At 70.0% G+C, this 15,462-nt stretch carries 14 protein-coding genes; 4 read left to right on the top strand and 10 right to left on the bottom strand.

The window, feature by feature from the left end; all coding sequences use genetic code 11:
- Window positions 1-94: 94 nt before the first annotated feature.
- The 3 genes from ACWDKQ_RS10645 to ACWDKQ_RS10635 are packed head-to-tail and all read right to left on the bottom strand — an operon-like array spanning window position 95 to window position 1,621.
- Window positions 95-685 carry a pentapeptide repeat-containing protein gene (locus ACWDKQ_RS10645; RefSeq protein WP_450138506.1) on the bottom strand — a complete coding sequence of 197 codons (591 nt, stop codon included), beginning with the start codon at window positions 683-685 and terminating at the stop codon, window positions 95-97.
- A 53-nt stretch (window positions 686-738) separates the two neighbouring features.
- The gene (locus ACWDKQ_RS10640; protein ID WP_450138505.1) at window positions 739-1,299 is read right to left on the bottom strand and encodes a GrpB family protein; all 561 of its coding nucleotides are present in this window, start codon (window positions 1,297-1,299) and stop codon (window positions 739-741) included.
- 1 nt (window position 1,300) lies between these two features.
- On the bottom strand, window positions 1,301-1,621 hold the full coding sequence (locus ACWDKQ_RS10635; protein WP_450138504.1) for a hypothetical protein: 321 nt from the start codon (window positions 1,619-1,621) through the stop codon (window positions 1,301-1,303).
- 62 nt (window positions 1,622-1,683) lie between these two features.
- On the opposite strand from ACWDKQ_RS10635, the gene ACWDKQ_RS10630 reads away from it, so the two are divergent.
- The gene (locus ACWDKQ_RS10630) at window positions 1,684-1,965 is read left to right on the top strand and encodes a hypothetical protein (RefSeq protein WP_450138503.1); all 282 of its coding nucleotides are present in this window, start codon (window positions 1,684-1,686) and stop codon (window positions 1,963-1,965) included.
- Between the two features lie 4 nt (window positions 1,966-1,969).
- Here the strand turns inward: ACWDKQ_RS10630 and ACWDKQ_RS10625 are convergent, their stop codons facing one another.
- Window positions 1,970-2,479, bottom strand: coding sequence for a universal stress protein (locus ACWDKQ_RS10625; RefSeq protein WP_049887747.1), 510 nt, complete (start codon window positions 2,477-2,479; stop codon window positions 1,970-1,972).
- On the opposite strand from ACWDKQ_RS10625, the gene ACWDKQ_RS10620 reads away from it, so the two are divergent.
- Entirely contained in the window at window positions 2,471-3,763 is a 1,293-nt protein-coding gene (locus tag ACWDKQ_RS10620) for an ArgE/DapE family deacylase (protein WP_450138502.1), read from the top strand. The two genes, ACWDKQ_RS10625 and ACWDKQ_RS10620, sit on opposite strands and share 9 nt — an antisense overlap.
- Window positions 3,764-4,174: 411 nt before the next feature.
- Here the strand turns inward: ACWDKQ_RS10620 and ACWDKQ_RS10615 are convergent, their stop codons facing one another.
- The 3 genes from ACWDKQ_RS10615 to ACWDKQ_RS10605 all read right to left on the bottom strand — a co-directional run bounded on the left by ACWDKQ_RS10615 (window position 4,175) and on the right by ACWDKQ_RS10605 (window position 9,920).
- On the bottom strand, window positions 4,175-7,459 hold the full coding sequence (locus tag ACWDKQ_RS10615) for an error-prone DNA polymerase (RefSeq protein WP_450138501.1): 3,285 nt from the start codon (window positions 7,457-7,459) through the stop codon (window positions 4,175-4,177).
- Window positions 7,460-7,533: 74 nt separating this feature from the next.
- Entirely contained in the window at window positions 7,534-9,204 is a 1,671-nt protein-coding gene (locus ACWDKQ_RS10610) for a DNA polymerase Y family protein (RefSeq protein ID WP_450138500.1), read from the bottom strand.
- A 2-nt stretch (window positions 9,205-9,206) separates the two neighbouring features.
- On the bottom strand, window positions 9,207-9,920 hold the full coding sequence (locus tag ACWDKQ_RS10605) for a hypothetical protein (protein WP_450138499.1): 714 nt from the start codon (window positions 9,918-9,920) through the stop codon (window positions 9,207-9,209).
- A 306-nt stretch (window positions 9,921-10,226) separates the two neighbouring features.
- Here ACWDKQ_RS10605 and ACWDKQ_RS10600 point away from each other — a divergent pair, with 306 nt between their 5' ends.
- Window positions 10,227-10,514 carry a hypothetical protein gene (locus tag ACWDKQ_RS10600; RefSeq protein WP_450138498.1) on the top strand — a complete coding sequence of 96 codons (288 nt, stop codon included), beginning with the start codon at window positions 10,227-10,229 and terminating at the stop codon, window positions 10,512-10,514.
- Entirely contained in the window at window positions 10,511-10,864 is a 354-nt protein-coding gene (locus ACWDKQ_RS10595; protein WP_450138497.1) for a type II toxin-antitoxin system PemK/MazF family toxin, read from the top strand. The genes ACWDKQ_RS10600 and ACWDKQ_RS10595 overlap by 4 nt, the downstream gene beginning before the upstream one ends.
- A 54-nt stretch (window positions 10,865-10,918) precedes the next feature.
- On the opposite strand, the gene purH is transcribed toward ACWDKQ_RS10595, so the two are convergent.
- The 3 genes from purH to ACWDKQ_RS10580 all read right to left on the bottom strand — a co-directional run bounded on the left by purH (window position 10,919) and on the right by ACWDKQ_RS10580 (window position 14,719).
- A complete protein-coding gene (gene purH, locus ACWDKQ_RS10590; protein WP_450138496.1) occupies window positions 10,919-12,484 on the bottom strand; it encodes a bifunctional phosphoribosylaminoimidazolecarboxamide formyltransferase/IMP cyclohydrolase in 1,566 nt (521 codons plus the stop codon).
- Window positions 12,481-13,119, bottom strand: coding sequence for a phosphoribosylglycinamide formyltransferase (gene purN, locus ACWDKQ_RS10585; protein ID WP_450138495.1), 639 nt, complete (start codon window positions 13,117-13,119; stop codon window positions 12,481-12,483). The genes purH and purN overlap by 4 nt, the downstream gene beginning before the upstream one ends.
- A 133-nt stretch (window positions 13,120-13,252) precedes the next feature.
- On the bottom strand, window positions 13,253-14,719 hold the full coding sequence (locus ACWDKQ_RS10580; protein WP_450138494.1) for a cell division protein PerM: 1,467 nt from the start codon (window positions 14,717-14,719) through the stop codon (window positions 13,253-13,255).
- Window positions 14,720-15,462 lie beyond the last annotated feature (743 nt).

The following is a 15,462-nucleotide window of genomic DNA, read 5'->3' as shown; positions in this document are numbered from 1 at the left end:
GATGAAACCCAAGGAAATCCATCCCTGGACCACCCTCGGTCAGATGCGTGATCCTGGTATTGGATGCCTTCGGCTCCAAGCCCAGCGAGAACGGTCAGTCGACTCGGAGGCCGTGGGCGGCGGCGAAGGCGAGGGCCGTCATCGTGTCGATGCGGGCACCCCTGAGGTTCGCCTGCACGAAGGCATCGGCGTCAATCCGGGTTTCCCTCAGATCTGCTTCTTCCAGGCGGGCACCGAGCAGGCGCGCACCCGTGAAGTCCGCTTCGCGCAGGTCGCAGCGGCGGAGGTCGCATTCGGTGAGATTAGCTTCGCGGAAGCGGATTCCGCGCAGGTCTAGGCCGCGCAGATCCGCCTTGCCCATGCCCACCAGTGTCAGGTCGGTCTCGCGCAGCGTCCACGCGCGCAGGCGGCAGTCCACGAAGCTCGACCCCAGCAGGCTGCATCCATCCAAAGTGGACTTTCCGAACACCGTGCGTTCGAACTTACAAGACCGCAACGCCGTGGCGACGTGCTTCGAACCGTTGAGATCGGTGCCGGTGAACACGCAATTGGTGAACACGCAATTGCGAGTGCTCAGCCCGGACAGGTCGGCATCGGTGAAGTCGCAGTGCTCGAACGTTCGCCCCTCCCACTGCTCGTCCGTCAGCACCGCGTCCTGGAAGTCCTCGCCGACCGCGCTCGTCATGCCCCTAGGGTGGCACGCGGCACCGCCGTCCCCGGAGCCACCGCCTCCTGGGATCACGAGACGGTCCAGCAGGTGGCCGCGGCCCACCGCCCGGCCGCCGCCATCAGGACGTCGGTTGCGGGAACCTTGATCTGCCCGTAGTCCGAGAGGTCCGCCGCGCTCACCGCCAGCTTGAACGCTCCCCACGCTCGACGAGCAGGCTCGTCGGCTCGCAGGTAGTCCCTGAACAACAACGCGTAGCGGGCGTTGGGGCCGACGCCCTCCCGGAGGTGGACGTTGCAGGGGCGCGCGCCGATCGGCGGCGCGAAGACGAGCTTGCGGCAGCGAATCCCACCCGAGACCTCGACGCGGTTCCACGGTTCGGGCCGACACCGGAAGCCGCTCGCAGCGAACATCGCAGCATCCCGGGGCTCGTCGATGGCACGCACCCGGACCTGCACGTCGATGCAGTCCTTGGCCGACAGACCTGGCACCGAAGTTGAACCCACGTGGTCGATGGCGCCCGGCAGGTCGCCCAGCGCCCCGTGCAGCTGCTCGGACAGCCGCTCGAACTCCCCAAGCCACCCCGGCCGGTAATCCACCACCGCAACGGGATGGACCTCATCAGGCGGCACGTTACCCCAGCACCCAGCCACTGCGAATTAGCCGCTGATTCAAACCCGACTTCCGCCCGTCGCTGGCATTTAATAGCAAACCCTCGCGAGCGGAAAATTCTTTGCAGGCGGCAGGCGGCAGGCGGCAGGCGGCAGGCGGCAGGCGGCAGGCGGCAGGCGGCAGGCGGTTTGCCAGTCTCGCCGGGTGAATCCGCTCCCACGCGCCGATGTCGCACTCCGTGCCGAAGAGCTCATCGTCACGCTGGCGCCGCTGGTCGCCGTCGAGGTCGTCGATCGGCTGCAGGGGAAGAGAGCTGCTGCTGCTGCGGCTACTCGAAGCCATCCGGCCCCGGCTGCGAGGCGGTGATCGGCTGCTCTTCGGCGAGACCTTCCGGGACGACGCCGATGCGGAGCAACCTCGGCGTAGACCTGTCGCTCGCCGATCTGGTCGAGCTCACCGAGAAATGCGCATTCCGCCTGCTTCGGCTCGCGACTGCCAAGCACCGACGAGTGGGACAGCTTCGAAGCCCGCTGCTGCGGCGCCCTGGAAAGATGGGTGTTGGACAACCCCGAAGCAGCCAGAGCGACGAAGTCCGTGCCCTCGCCGACGAGCACCGCGCTACGTGGCTGCGCGGATACCGCGGCGCCCGCAGCTTCGCCTACCTCGTGCTGACCTTGGACTCGTGAGCGATCACGGCACGACGACCACCGGGCGGACCGCCTCCACCACCAGGGTCGCCGGCACAGTGCCGAGCAGGCCGCCGCGGCGGCGGGACCTGCCGACCACGATCAGATCCGCCCGGTACTGCTCCGCGACCTGCTCCAGGCCGACCGCCGGGTCGCCGCGGTGGTGCACGAAGTCCCAGTCGATGTCCACCCACTTCAAGTGCGACACGACCTCCTTCTTCAGCTCCTCGACCAGGCTCTCGGCGGCCTCGCTGGCCACCGCGACGCCCATCGGCGACCAGTAGGCCACGCCGCCCACCGCCTCGACGTAGACCAGCACCAGGCGGGCGCGCTCCCGCCTGGCAAGGCCAGCCGCCCACGCCGCGGCGTGGAAGCTCGCAGGGGAGCCGTCCATGCCCACGACAATGCCGCCCAATCCGTCCTTGCCGATCTCGAATTCACGCTCGGTCTTGTCGCCTTCGGCCACGCGGAGATGGTAGTGGGCGCGCGCCGAGCAGTTGGACGCATGCGACACACTCGAAACGTGAACGGCGCTCAAACCACCTCCGACCTCGAACGTCGCGCACTGGACGCGGTGGACGCGAACGGGATTTTGAACGACCTGCGAGAACTCGTCGCGATCCCCAGCGTCGGCGGTACTAGCGGCGAGCACGACGCCCAGCAGTGGTGCGCCGACAAGCTCAGCGCACTGGGGCACCAGGTGGACCACTGGCGCATCGACGTCCGGGCGCTCGCCGAGCAGCCCGACTTCTCAGGGCAGGAAGCCGACCGCGACGTCGCCTACGGCTGCGTCGGCGTGCACGGCGACGGCTCGGAGCCCGCGCTGGTGTTCTGCGGGCACACCGACGTCGTCCCGGCCGGCGACCTCGACCGGTGGCCGAACCGCGACCCGTACGCGTTGCGGGTCGAGAACGGCATCGCCGCCGGTCGAGGCACCTGCGACATGAAAGGCGGGCTGGCCGCGATCTTCGGCGCGCTGCAGGCTCTTCGCACGGCCGGGCTCGAGTTCGCCCGGCCGGTGGCCGTGCACACCGTCGTCGGCGAGGAGGACGGCGGGCTGGGCGCCTTCGCGACGCTCCAGCGCGGACATCGCGGTACCGCTTGCGTCCTGGCCGAGCCGAGCTCGGGCACGATCGTGGCCGCGAACGGCGGGTCACTCACATTCCGACTCGAAATCACCGGTAAGAGCACGCACGGGTCCACCCGCTACCGCGGCGTGAACGCGTTGGACAAGCTCGCCGAACTCTTGCCGGTGCTGCGCGAGCTGGAGGCCCGCCGCAACGCCGACCCCGACCCGCTGGTCGCGCACCTCGAAGTGCCGTATCCGCTGTCCATCGGCATGGCGCGAGTCGGCGACTGGGCCACAGTGCCGGACCTCGCGATCGCCGAAGGCCGCTACGGCGTCCGCATCGACGAGTCGATCGACGCCGCGAAGGCCGACTTTGCCGAGACCATCGCGCATGCTTGCACCGCGGACCCGTGGTTGGCGGAGCACCCAATCCGGGTCTCCTGGCCGGGCGGAATCTTCGCCAGCGGACGGCTGCCCGAAGGACATCAGCTGCTCACCGAAACCCAGGACGCCGTCGCCGCGGCAGGGGCTCCCCGCCCGTCAGCGTTGGGTGCCCCGTACGGCACGGACCTGCGGCTCTACGCAGCCGCCGGAATCCCGACGCTCCAGTACGGGCCCGGCGACATCCGCTACGCGCACGCGCACGATGAGCACGTCGCGATCACGGAGCTGGAGCAGGCCGCGCGCGCCTACGCCCTGCTGGCGATCCGCCGCTGCGGCCTCGCCTGACCGCCCGCGATGCCCTGAAGGCCTCTGCCGGGGCATACTCACCGAGCTTTCCGCGACATCAGCGGTCAGGAGCAACATCGCCCGGCAGCGCCATGTCGGGGACACCGCAGCATCGAATGCCCGGGCCACGAAAGACGGGCAGCCAAGGCGAACGACGTGCTGCACCGGCTTGTAGAGCAACCAAGAGCACCTCCTGCGCATACGGCTGGGCAAAGGGTGGAAAGGCATTTCGAATGGCCCGGGCACGCGTGCCGGCACGCACTCGTGCCCGGGCTCTGGCGTTCCGGTGTCTCCGGTCAGGTTTCGGACCCACACTCTGGGAGGGAGAAGTGTTCTTCCGCTGCCGGTCGGGCATGGTCGACGCCGGGTTCGGTGGCCGCAGTGGCTGGCGAGATGCCAGGCCCGCCGTGGCTAGTGGAAGTCGCGCGAGGTCGAGGGGATGCGCACTTCCAGTTTCTGCAGCCGGTCAGCTCTCAGATTGATCACTCCTTCCGCTCGTTCGACGATTCCGCGCACCAGCAACGCCGCGCTGGTACGCCCGACCTTTCGGTAGCGCGCCCACAAACCCTGCGAGCACATGACGTTGACCATTCCGGTCTCGTCCTCCAGGTTCAGGAACGTGATGCCGCCCGCCGTGGCCGGTCGCTGTCGGTGGGTCACCGCACCGCCCACCAGCACCCGGGTTCCGTGCTCTACTTCGGACAGTTGCGATGCCGAGAGCGCCCCCAGCTCATCCAACCTGGAGCGGACGAACTGCAATGGGAAGCTGTCCGGCGACACCCCGGTGGCCCACACATCCGCGGCAGCCATCTCCACGCCGTCCATTCCCGGCAACGCTGGGGCGGCGGCCGACGCGGTGGTGCCCGGCAACCGATCCGGCCGGTCGCCAGCCGCGGCGGCGGCGTTCCACAGCGCTTCCCGCCGGGGAAGGCCGAAGCAGTCGAATGCACCTGCGGTCGCCAACGCCTCCATCTGCGCGGCAGTCAGATGCGTTCGGCGCGCCACATCGGCCATGTCGATGTACGGGCCGTTCTCCGCACGTTCGGTGACCAACCGCTCGGCGGCGCCTTCCCCGACCTTGCGCACGGAAGCCAGCCCCAGGCGCACCGCCCGCTCGCCTTCGCTGGCCCCGTCCGGCTCCAGGTCGGCCTGGGCCCGACTCGCGTTGACGTCCGGCGCGCGCACCCGCACCCCGTGCCGGCGGGCGTCCGCGACCAACGACTGCGGCGAGTAGAAACCCATCGGTTGGGCCTTGAGCAGCGCTGCGCAGAACACCGCCGGGTAGTAGTGCTTGAACCACGCGCTGGCGAAGACCAGCAGCGCGAAGCTCAGGGCATGGCTCTCCGGGAAGCCGTAGTTCGCGAAGGCCAGCATCCGCTGGTAGATCCGCTCCGCCAGCTCCCCCGAAATGCCCTTGGCCGCCATCCCCTCGAACAGCCGCCCCCGGAGTCGCTCCATCCGCTCCGCGGAACGTTTGGCCCCCATCGCCCGCCGCAGCTGGTCCGCCTCGGCCGGGGAGAAGTCCGCGACATCGACCGCGAGTTGCATCAGCTGCTCCTGGAACAGCGGAACGCCAAGGGTCTTCTGCAGCGCACCTGCCATCGACGGGTGCTCGAAATCCCACTCCTCCAGCCCGTTGCGGCGCCGGATGTACGGGTGCACCGAACCGCCCTGGATAGGGCCCGGCCGGATCAGCGCCACCTCCACCACGAGGTCGTAGAACTCCCGCGGCTTCAATCTCGGTAGCGTGGCCAGCTGCGCGCGGCTCTCCACCTGGAACACCCCGACCGCGTCGGCCCGCCGCAGCATCTCGTAGACCGCGTCGTCGTTCAGGTCCAGTTCGCCGAGGTCGACCTCGATCCCGTGGTGCTCGATGGCCATGTCGATCGCGTAGTGCAGCGCCGAAAGCATGCCGAGGCCCAGCAGATCGAACTTGACCATGCCAGCCTCCGCGCAATCGTCCTTGTCCCACTGCAGGACCGTGCGGCCGGGCATCCTCGCCCACTCCACCGGGCAGACCTCGCTGACCGGCTGGTTGCAGATCACCATCCCGCCGGAGTGGATGCCCAGGTGTCGGGGGAAGCCCATCAGCTCGCCGGCCAACCCGCGCACCGGATCGGGAATCTCGGAGTCCTCAGGCAGCGGCCCCCAGTGCTCGATCTCCTTGCTCCAGGCGTCCTGCTGACCGGGCGAATAGCCGAGGGCCCGCGCGACGTCCCGCACTGCGGATCGCGGCCGGTAGCTGATCACGTTCGCGACCTGCGCGGCGTGCATACGGCCGTACTTGCGGTAGACGTACTGGATCACCTCTTCGCGCCGGTCCGACTCGATGTCCAGGTCGATGTCGGGCGGCCCGTCTCGCTCCGGGGCCAGGAACCGCTCGAAGAGCAGCCGGTAGCGGACCGGGTCGGCGTTGGTGATCCGCAGCGCGAAGCACACCGCCGAGTTCGCCGCCGAACCCCGCCCCTGGCACAGGATCCGCTGGTTCCGGCAGAACTCCACGATGTCGGAAACCACCAGGAAGTAGCCGGGGAACTCCAGCTGCTCGATCAGCGCCAGCTCGTGCTCGATCTGCCGGTAGGCCGCAGGGTTGTCCTGCGGCAGGCCGTACCGGTCGAGCGCGCCCTGATAGGTCAGTTCGCGCAGCCAGCTCGCCTCGGTGCGGCCCGTCGGCACGTCGAACGGGGGCAGCTTCGGGGCGACCAGCTTCAGATCGAAGGCGAACTCCCGGCCAAGTTCGGCGGCCCGCTGCACGGCCCCCGGGTAGCGGGCGAACATCCCGGCCAGCTCCGCGCCGGAACGCAGGTAGTTGCCCGCCCATGCGGGCAGCCAGCCGTCCATGTCGTCCAGGCTGCGGCGGGCCCGGATCGCCGCCACCGCGGCGGCCAGCCGAGCGCGTTCCGGCCGGGCGAGGTGCGCACCGGTGGTGGCCACTGTGGACACCCCCGCGCGGTCGGCGAGCTCGACCAGGGCGTCGTTGCGCTCCGAATCGGCGGGCAGCCCGCGGTCGGTCAACTCCACCGTGACGTGGTCCCGGCCGAACAGCTCGATCAGCCGCTCCAACTCCACGGTGGCCGCCGCCGGGCCGCTTTCGACGAGCGCCGCCGGGACGGCGCCCTTTCGGCACCCGGTGAGCACCTGCCAGTGCCCCGCTGCTGCCCCCGCGAGCCGCTCCAGCTCGTATACCGGGCGCCCCTTCACCTCGCCCGCCAACTGGGCTTCGCTGATCGCCCGGCACAGGCTCGCGTAACCGGCCGGATCGCGGGCCAGCACCAACAGGTGCCGGCCTTCCGGATCGGGAACTCCGTTCTGCGGCACCGGAAGTCCTAGGCTCAGCTCCGCGCCGAACACGGTGCGCACCCCGTGCTCTGCCGCGGACTCGGCGAAGCGGACCACCCCGTACAGCCCGTCGTGGTCGGTCAGCGCGATCGCCTCCAGCCCGAGCCGCGCTGCCTCCGCCGCCAGTTCCTCGGGGTGGCTCGCGCCGTCGAGGAAGCTGAAGTTGGAGTGCGCGTGCAGCTCCGCATAGGGCACCGCTGGTGCGGCGTCCACGCGCTGCGGAGTCCATGCTGGCCCGTCGTTCTCGCCGCCGGGCCGCCTCTCGTCGCGCAGGCGGCGCCGGGCGGGTAAAGGCGGTCGCCCGGAGAGCGCCTTCTCCAGGTCAGACCACGTCTGGTGCGGGTTGAACCAACTCATGAAGCCAGTGAACTCCTGTTCGAATCACCGACGCTACCAAATAAGACCCTCTCCACTCGAACGAGTGTTCGTCACTATCGATAGGTGCCCTGCACCCACCACCGGTCCCCTTCATGCACCAGAAGCAGCGCCAACTCGCCCGCTGCATCGTCGGCACCGGCGGCCGCAGCCGGGTCCGCCTCCGGCTCGAGCACGACCTGAACCCGCACCGCCGACCGCGGCGGCACCTGCACCGCCGGCGCCGTCTGGCCCGCTCCGTCCGCCAGCAGCTCCACCCACCAGCGCTCCGCCACCGGCCACGGCCCGGCCCAGCTGGACACCGCTCGCGACCGCCCACCCGACACCTCCACTCGACACGGCGCGGCGGTGAGCCGATGCCGGTCGGTGACGCCCACCGGGCAGCCATCGCCGTCGAAAACCTCCGCAGGCCAAGGCGAATCCGGCACCACCGATGGCGACGGCGACGGAATGCGCCCGGGCCACGGCCGGTCGGCAGGCAGCGCGGGGCGGCGTTCATCGCCCCACGGCACGAACCGAACCTGGTCGCGCAGGTCCCGGCCGCCACCGAGCACCCCGGTCAGGACCGCCTCCGGCCCGAGCATGCCCTGCACCCGCGCGAACGCACGCCCGGCGCGGGCGTCCGCTTCCCCGGTCGCGGCGTTGAGCAGGTCGAGCTGCAGCCCACCTACCCCGACGACCTCCTCTGGCCGCAGACTCAGCACGCTCACTCCGGCCGTCGGGCGCTGCCGACCGCTGCGGCCGTTCAACCAACCGTCGAGCTGCCAGCGCACCCGGTCCGCGGTGTCCGCCGGCGTCAACGGCTCCGCACACCGCCACACTCGGTGCAGTTCCTCGCCATGCTCGGTGCGGGCCGAAATCCCCAGCCTGGTGCAGGCCAACCCGAGTTCGCCCAGCCTGGCGTGCAGCTGGTCCGCCAGGATCTTCGCCGCGAACGCGGCCTGGTCCACCCGGTCCAGCGGCGGATCGAGTTCTTCTTCCACCACCAGGTCCGACGGCGGACGGCGCCGCTCGACCGGCCGCTCTTCCCCGCCGCCGGCCGCGCGGTGCACCAGCAGCGCGGCCCGTCCGAACCGGGTGGACACGTCCGACGAGGACAACGCCGCGAACTCACCCAACGTGCGAATCCCCAACCGCCGCAACAGATCCACCAGTTCCGCCTGAGCGGCGGCGCGCTGTCCGTTGAGCTGATCGGCAAGCTGGTCGATCTCCTCGATCGGCAGCGGGGCGAGGAATTCCCGGCTGCGCCCGGGCGCCACGTGTTCGCTGCGCCGAGCCGCCAGGACGGCCGCGAACAGGCCGTCCGCGACGCCGATCCGGCACTCGACACCAACCTGCGCATCCAACTGGTCCACCACTCGCTCGGCGACGGCCTCCTCCGAGCCGAAGTAGCGGGCAGGCCCCCGCGCCGGGACCGCCACCAGTCCCGGCCGCACGACCTCCACGCCCGGCATCAGCTCTTCGACCGCCGCCACGACCGACTCGAACAACCGCACATCCCGGGCCGGGTCGTGTTCGCACACCACCAGTTCCGGACATCGGCCCTGCGCCTCGCGGCGCCGCATCCCGCGACGCACCCCGCTGCCGCGAGCCGTTCCCGAGCAGGCCACCACCCGGTTGGCCGCGAACACCGCAGCAGGCGCCAGCGGTCCGAGCTCGGCGGCGCGAGCGGCAGCGACCACCGGCCAGTCCGGACACCAGATGACGAGGCGACGAGGCGACATCATCATCACCCCGCCACCGGCCGCAGCTGCGGCCGGACGACCTCGCCCGGCTTGTCCGCGGGCACCCCGATCGTCCCGTCCCGCGCCGGGAGCAGCAGTCGGCACGAACGCGGCCGGGACGCCGCACCGCGCCCGCCCGCGCGCACCGTGACGGCACGTTCCTGCAGGTAGCCATGGCCTTGCCCAAGTCCTTGCCAACTGGCATCGGCGCACCGCAGCTGCACCTCGGCCCCAGACCACGGACCGAACGGCAGCAGCACCGAACCTCGATTACGCGCCCGCGCCGACAACCGGCGGGCATCCGAATCGGCCACCTGCCTGGTGCTGCCCACCGCCACCAGGTCGACACCGTCGAGCAGCGCGGCGATCACACCCACCGGATCGCCGCCCGGCCGCGGCACTACCGCGAGCCTGGCGAGCTCCACCCCGGCTTCGGCCGCCGCGACCAGACTGATGCCGGACAACCCCACCACCGCTGCCCACGACCCATTCGCCGTCGCATCCGACAGCAGCGCGAACAGCAGCGAAACCGATCCGTGCACCGCCACCGTGCTGCCACGGCGCAAACCTGGCCATGGCAGCACGGCGGCGAGCTCCGTCCGCGTGGGCAGCACCCGGCCCGCTCCCGGGACACCACCCGCCTCGACGGCTGGCACACCCACGGACACCCCGTCAGCCGTGGACGCACCCAGCGCTGCCAAGGACGCCATCGCGGACATCGCTGCCTCCCCACATGTGACCGCATGGGTGCCCGACCCCGGCGCGGGCACCCATCAGCCGCTGTGGGGAAGACAGCGGTGGAGTCTGCGCTGCACCTGCACCCGGAACACAGCGCCGACTCCATCGGAGTAGCCGACCCCGACACCGGCCACTTCCATTGTCTCGAACCTCAGTTCGAACAAGGTCAAGTAAACCCTGCACAGCAGCCCGCGTCAAGGCGCATCGCCAGATTGGGTGAACGTTTGTTCGATTGCACATGCCACGACTCAGAACCCTCTAGAGTCATACCCATGAGGGATACTTTGGTGGCATACTTTCCAGCCATGAGCCTGACTACCCTGAAGATAGATACGTCGCTGCGAGACCGGCTGGCGTCGATCGCCAAAACCGACTACGAGGGCGACACTCTCGCCGGCGCATTGGGAAGGTTGATCGAGGAACACGAGGCCCAACAGGCGCTAAATGCGTACGAGCGCCTTCGCAATGACGCCGACGCGTGGGCGGACTACCAGGAAGAGCTGAGACTCACCGATCACACGGCCTCCGACGGACTCGGAAGCGCCCGCGACGAATACCCGGAGTACAACCAATGAGCCGAAAGATCATCGTCGAGCCGTGGCAAGTGTGGTTGACCGACCTCGGCGAGCCGGTGGGCAGCGAGCACCAAGGGGTTCGCCCGTCAGTCGTGGTCGCATCTGAGCTGCACTGCCGGTTCCCCATCGACATGACCATGATCGTGCCTCTGACAACGCGAAACCGGGGTTTACCCCACCACGTGCTAATCCAATCGGCCGAATCCGGCCTGCACCACCCCAGCTGGGCACGCACTGACGACGTGCGATCGATCTCCACCCAGCGATTCACCCGCAATGAGGCTCTGGGCGTGCTGTCGGAACAAGAAAGGTCAGAGGTCCGCCGCTGGCTCCATCGAATGCTGGTCTAGAAAAGCAACGAACCCCCGAACCGCCGCCGCGATTCGGGGGCTGAAGCGCACGAATCAGTGCGCGAAGTGGCGCGTCCCCGTGAAGTAGAGGGGCACTCCGGCCGCCTCCGCCGCCGCGATGGTTTCGTCGTCGCGGACCGAGCCGCCGGGCTGCACGATCGCGCGCACCCCAGCGTCCAGCAGCACCTGCGGGCCGTCCGCGAACGGGAAGAACGCGTCGGACGCGGCCACCGAGCCCTTCGCCCGGTCGCCCGCCCGCGACACCGCGAGGCGCGCCGAGTCGACCCGGTTCACCTGGCCCATGCCCACGCCGACGGTCGCCCCATCGTTGGCCAGCAGGATCGCGTTGGATTTCACCGCGCGGCAGGCGCGCCAGGCGAACTTCAGATCCTCCAGCGTGGCCTGGTCCACCGGCGAGCCGGTCGCCAGCGTCCAGTTCGCCGGGTCGTCGCCCTCGGCGTCGATGGCGTCTGAGCCCTGCACCAGCATGCCGCCGGAGATCGCCCGCATCTCGATCCGGCCGCTCTTGGGCGGCTGCGCAGTCAGGATCCGGATGTTCTTCTTCTTACTCAGCACGTCCACCGCGCCGTCGGCGTAGCCCGGCGCCACGATCACCTCGGTGAATATCTCGGCGACCTGCTGGGCCATCTCCAGCGACACCTCGCGGTTCGTCGCGATCACGCCGCCGTACGCGCTCACCGAGTCGCACTCGTGCGCCTTGCGGTGCGCTGCGGCGATGTCCTCGGCCACCGCGATCCCGCACGGGTTGGCGTGTTTGATGATCGCCACGCACGGCTCGCTGTGGTCGTGCGCAGCGCGCCATGCGGCGTCTGCGTCGACGTAGTTGTTGTACGACATCTCCTTGCCGTGCAACTGCGCCGCGGCCGCCAGCCCGGTCGCTTCCCCTCCGGAGACGTACAGCGCGGCCGGCTGGTGCGGGTTCTCGCCGTAGCGCAGCGCGGAGCGGCGCTCCCAGGTCTCCCCGATCCAGCCGGGAAACACCGAGTCGTCCCCGGTCGGCACCTTGCTCATCCAGGACGCGACCGCGACGTCGTAGGACGCGGTGTGCCGGAACGCGGCCGCAGCCAGCTCGACCCGGTCGGCTAGCGTGAAGCCGCCCTCGCGAATTTGCTCCAGCACCCACTCGTAGCGGCTCGGATCGACCACGACGGCGACGTTCGCGTGGTTCTTGGCGGAGGCCCGAACCATCGCCGGCCCGCCAATGTCGATCTGCTCGATCACCTCGTCCGGCGCGGCACCCGAGGCCACCGTCTGCACGAACGGGTACAGGTTCACGATCAGCAGCTCGAACGGCGCGATGTCCAGGTCACGCAGCTGGTCGGCGTGCTCCGGGCGGCGCAGGTCGGCGAGCAGCCCGGCGTGCACCCGCGGGTGCAGGGTCTTGACCCGGCCATCGAGCGCCTCCGGGAACCCGGTGAGCTCCTCGACCGGGGTGACCGGCACGCCCGCAGCTGCGATCGTGCGGGCCGTGCCGCCGGTGGACACGATCTCCACGCCCGCGGCATGCAGTCCGGTGGCCAGCTCCAGCAGGCCCGACTTGTCCGACACGCCGATCAACGCGCGGCGAACGGCTCGCCGCTCCTGCGAGTTCGCGGTCACGGGATACTCACCTTCCGTCCATGCACGGTCCAACCGTGCAACGCCAGCTGTTCCAGGGTGTCGACCAGCAGCCGTCGTTCGACGGCCTTGATCCGCTCGTGGAGGCTCGCCTCGTCGTCGCCGGACCGCACCTCGACCGCTTCCTGCGCCAGGATCGGCCCGGTGTCCACGCCGGCGTCCACCACGAACAACGTGCAGCCGGTGACCCGCACCCCATACTCCAGCGCATCCCGCACCCCGTGCATGCCGGGAAACGACGGCAGCAGCGCTGGGTGGCTGTTGAGGTACCGGCCGGCGAAGCGGGCCAGGAAGTCGTCACCGACGAGCTTCATGAACCCGGCGGAGACCACCAGGTCCGGCTCGTGCTCGGCGCAGGCCTCGGTCAGTGCCCGATCCCAGTCCGCACGACTGGCGTAATCCTTGATCCGGCGCATGAAGGTCGGCACCCCGGCGCGCTTGGCGCGGGCCAGCCCCTCGATGCCGTCGCGATCGGCGCCCACCGCGACCACCTGCACCGGGAAGTCGGGTGCGCTCGTCGCATCGAGCAGGGCCTGCAGCAGGGTGCCGGAGCCGGACACCAGCACGACGACCCGCGCGGGGCCGGAGGTGGCGAACCGGGTGTGTTGCGAGTGCACGGCGGCGCTCGGCTGGTCGGGCGTACTCGGGTTCAGCGTTCGCTCCTGACATGCCTCGGCACGATCTCTCCCCGCAGCGTAAGCGCTGATTGCGGTGCCGACGCCGCCAGGGCCCGGGCGAGTGGCGCAGCCCTCACCTCCGATCGTCCCCGGAGAGGTCGCCGTCGAATTCGGTGGGGTCGATCTCGCTGTCCTTGCGCACAGGCGGCTGGGCATCCGCGGCCGTCCGAGCTTGCGGAATCGCCGGTTCCGAGTCATCCGGTTCGTCCTCCGCGAATGCGGCGTCGGGCGTCGGGTCGTCGTGGTCAGCGTCGGCATCGGCGGTGCTGTCCGCATCGGTGTCCGCGGCGCCATCGGAGGTGTCGGCTGCATCTGCGTTCGCGCCTTCGGGCGCCTCGCCATCGGCCTCCGGACCAGCGGTTTCCTCGGTGGCGGGCTCGTCGATGTCCGGCCCGGCGAGCCAGGTGACAGCGGCGGCCGGAATCGCGACCCAGCACAGCGTCGCCGCGGCCAGTGCGACGGGCCGCAGCGTCACCTGCCCGAACGGACTATGGCCCAGATCGCCTCCCGCGACGTGCGCGAGCAGCAACGTCCCGAACGCCGCGACCACGGCTGCCACACCGACCGCGAGCAGCCGGCGCGCCAGGCTGCCGGGCACCCGCCGGCAGGCGACTCCGACGAGGATCCCGACGACGAGCGGCAGCGCCAGCACGATCGCCCACCAGGCCGCCGAATCGTGCGTCGGCAGGACTGCGAGCAGCGGTAGGTCCGGCACCGGGCCGGGTACCACCTGCAGCGGCTGGACATCGAGCCGACCGATCGACAAGCCCGTGCCTGCGGCGAAGGACCAGCCCGCCAGCACCGCGTTCGGGAGGTACAGGATCGACACCAACGTGGTGCCGACCGCGTCACCTGCGGTGTTCCCGAGGCTGGCCATCGCGGCGACCATCGCCGCGCCCGACAGGCAAATCCCGGCCAGCAGCACCACGCCACCGGCCCCGACGAGCGCGGCCAGCGCCAGCAGACCGAGGCGCATGCCCGACCAGACCTCGGCTTCGACCCGCTCCCAGACCAGGTAGATCAGCCCGCACCGGTTCGCCACGCCGGCTGCCGAGGCGATCGTGGCGGTCAACCCGCAGCTCACGAACGCCTCCACCGGGATCGCGTGCACTGGCCCGCCCAGTACCACTGCGATGCCGGCGCCAACGAAGGCGTGCGCCAGACCCATCGCCGTGATCAACGGCCACGCCTGATCCGGGCGTCGCAAGCGGGAGCGCCGCGCGACCCAGGCCGATGCGATGGCGATCAGCAGCATCACCAGCGCGGTCGGCAGCAGCGGCAGGACGCTCAGCGGGACGTCCGTGATCTTCAGCGCCGTCTGGTGCAGCACGAGCCACCCGGGCAGGGCTCCCACCAGCACCACGAACGGGTTGAACTGCGCGCCGTCGGCGGTCGCCAGCACCAGCGCGATCAGTGCCACGGCGATCAGGTAGCCGACGAGCAGTACCACGAGGACGGCCACCGCGAGCAACCACCAGCGGATCCCAAGCCGGCGTTCGCGGGGGCCGTCAGCGATGGCGTGGGGGATCGAGTCGAGCACGGACACGCAGCTGAATGTCGCACCTACATTCCGCCGAACGGGTCACAACACGCCGCAACCTCCGCCCATCGAGCGACACTGTCGGTCCACATTGGACATCGATGCCGAGTCGTCTCATACCGAACGAGACCGACGCTTCGGGCCTGCCGGGCCGATCACGTCCGAGTCGTCTGACCTCCGCCGAACGAATCCCGTAACGAGGCCGCTCAGCTCGATCGCGAACCAGCAACGAACGAGCGCGGGCGACAGTGCCGCCCGCGCTCGTCCAGGTCGAACCGATCAGAAACTAGGTGGGTTGGCGCCCGGGTGCGGCATCTGCTGGGTTCCCTGCGGACCCGCGCCCTGGCTGGATTGACTCGATTGACCGGACTGGCTCGGCTGGCCGGACTGACTCGAGGTTCCCGGCTGGCCCGACTGACCCGAGGTTCCTAGCTGGCCGGACGGGCTCGGCTGGCCGGACGGGTTCGACGGCGGCGCGGACTGCCCCGACGGGCCGGGCTGTCCCGGCTGGTTCGGGGTCTGGAAACCGCCGGAGGCGGGCTCCCAACCACCGAGCTGCTGCGGCTGGGAACCGGACGCCGGACTCCAACCGCCACCTGGCTGACCGAACTGACCGGGCTTGTTCCAAGCAGGCGCGCTAGGTCCACTAGGTCCACTAGGTCCACTAGGTCCACTAGGTCCACTAGGTCCACTAGGTCCACTAGGTCCACTAGGTCCACTAGGTCCACTAGGTCCACTAGGTC

It is taken from the genome of Saccharopolyspora sp. NPDC000995 (genome assembly GCF_053599315.1).
This window is presented reverse-complemented; position numbering and strand designations above follow the sequence as displayed.

Bases quoted from the DNA above. Each gene is read 5' to 3' on its own strand.
- ACWDKQ_RS10615 (WP_450138501.1), bottom strand. From the start codon at position 7,459: ATGAGTTGGTTCAACCCGCACCAGACGTGGTCTGACCTGGAGAAGGCG.
- ACWDKQ_RS10595 (WP_450138497.1), top strand. From the start codon at position 10,511: ATGAGCCGAAAGATCATCGTCGAGCCGTGGCAAGTGTGGTTGACCGAC.
- ACWDKQ_RS10620 (WP_450138502.1), top strand. From the start codon at position 2,471: ATGCGACACACTCGAAACGTGAACGGCGCTCAAACCACCTCCGACCTC.
- ACWDKQ_RS10630 (WP_450138503.1), top strand. From the start codon at position 1,684: ATGCGGAGCAACCTCGGCGTAGACCTGTCGCTCGCCGATCTGGTCGAG.
- ACWDKQ_RS10610 (WP_450138500.1), bottom strand. From the start codon at position 9,204: ATGATGTCGCCTCGTCGCCTCGTCATCTGGTGTCCGGACTGGCCGGTG.
- ACWDKQ_RS10635 (WP_450138504.1), bottom strand. From the start codon at position 1,621: ATGGCTTCGAGTAGCCGCAGCAGCAGCAGCTCTCTTCCCCTGCAGCCG.
- ACWDKQ_RS10605 (WP_450138499.1), bottom strand. From the start codon at position 9,920: ATGTCCGCGATGGCGTCCTTGGCAGCGCTGGGTGCGTCCACGGCTGAC.
- ACWDKQ_RS10645 (WP_450138506.1), bottom strand. From the start codon at position 685: ATGACGAGCGCGGTCGGCGAGGACTTCCAGGACGCGGTGCTGACGGAC.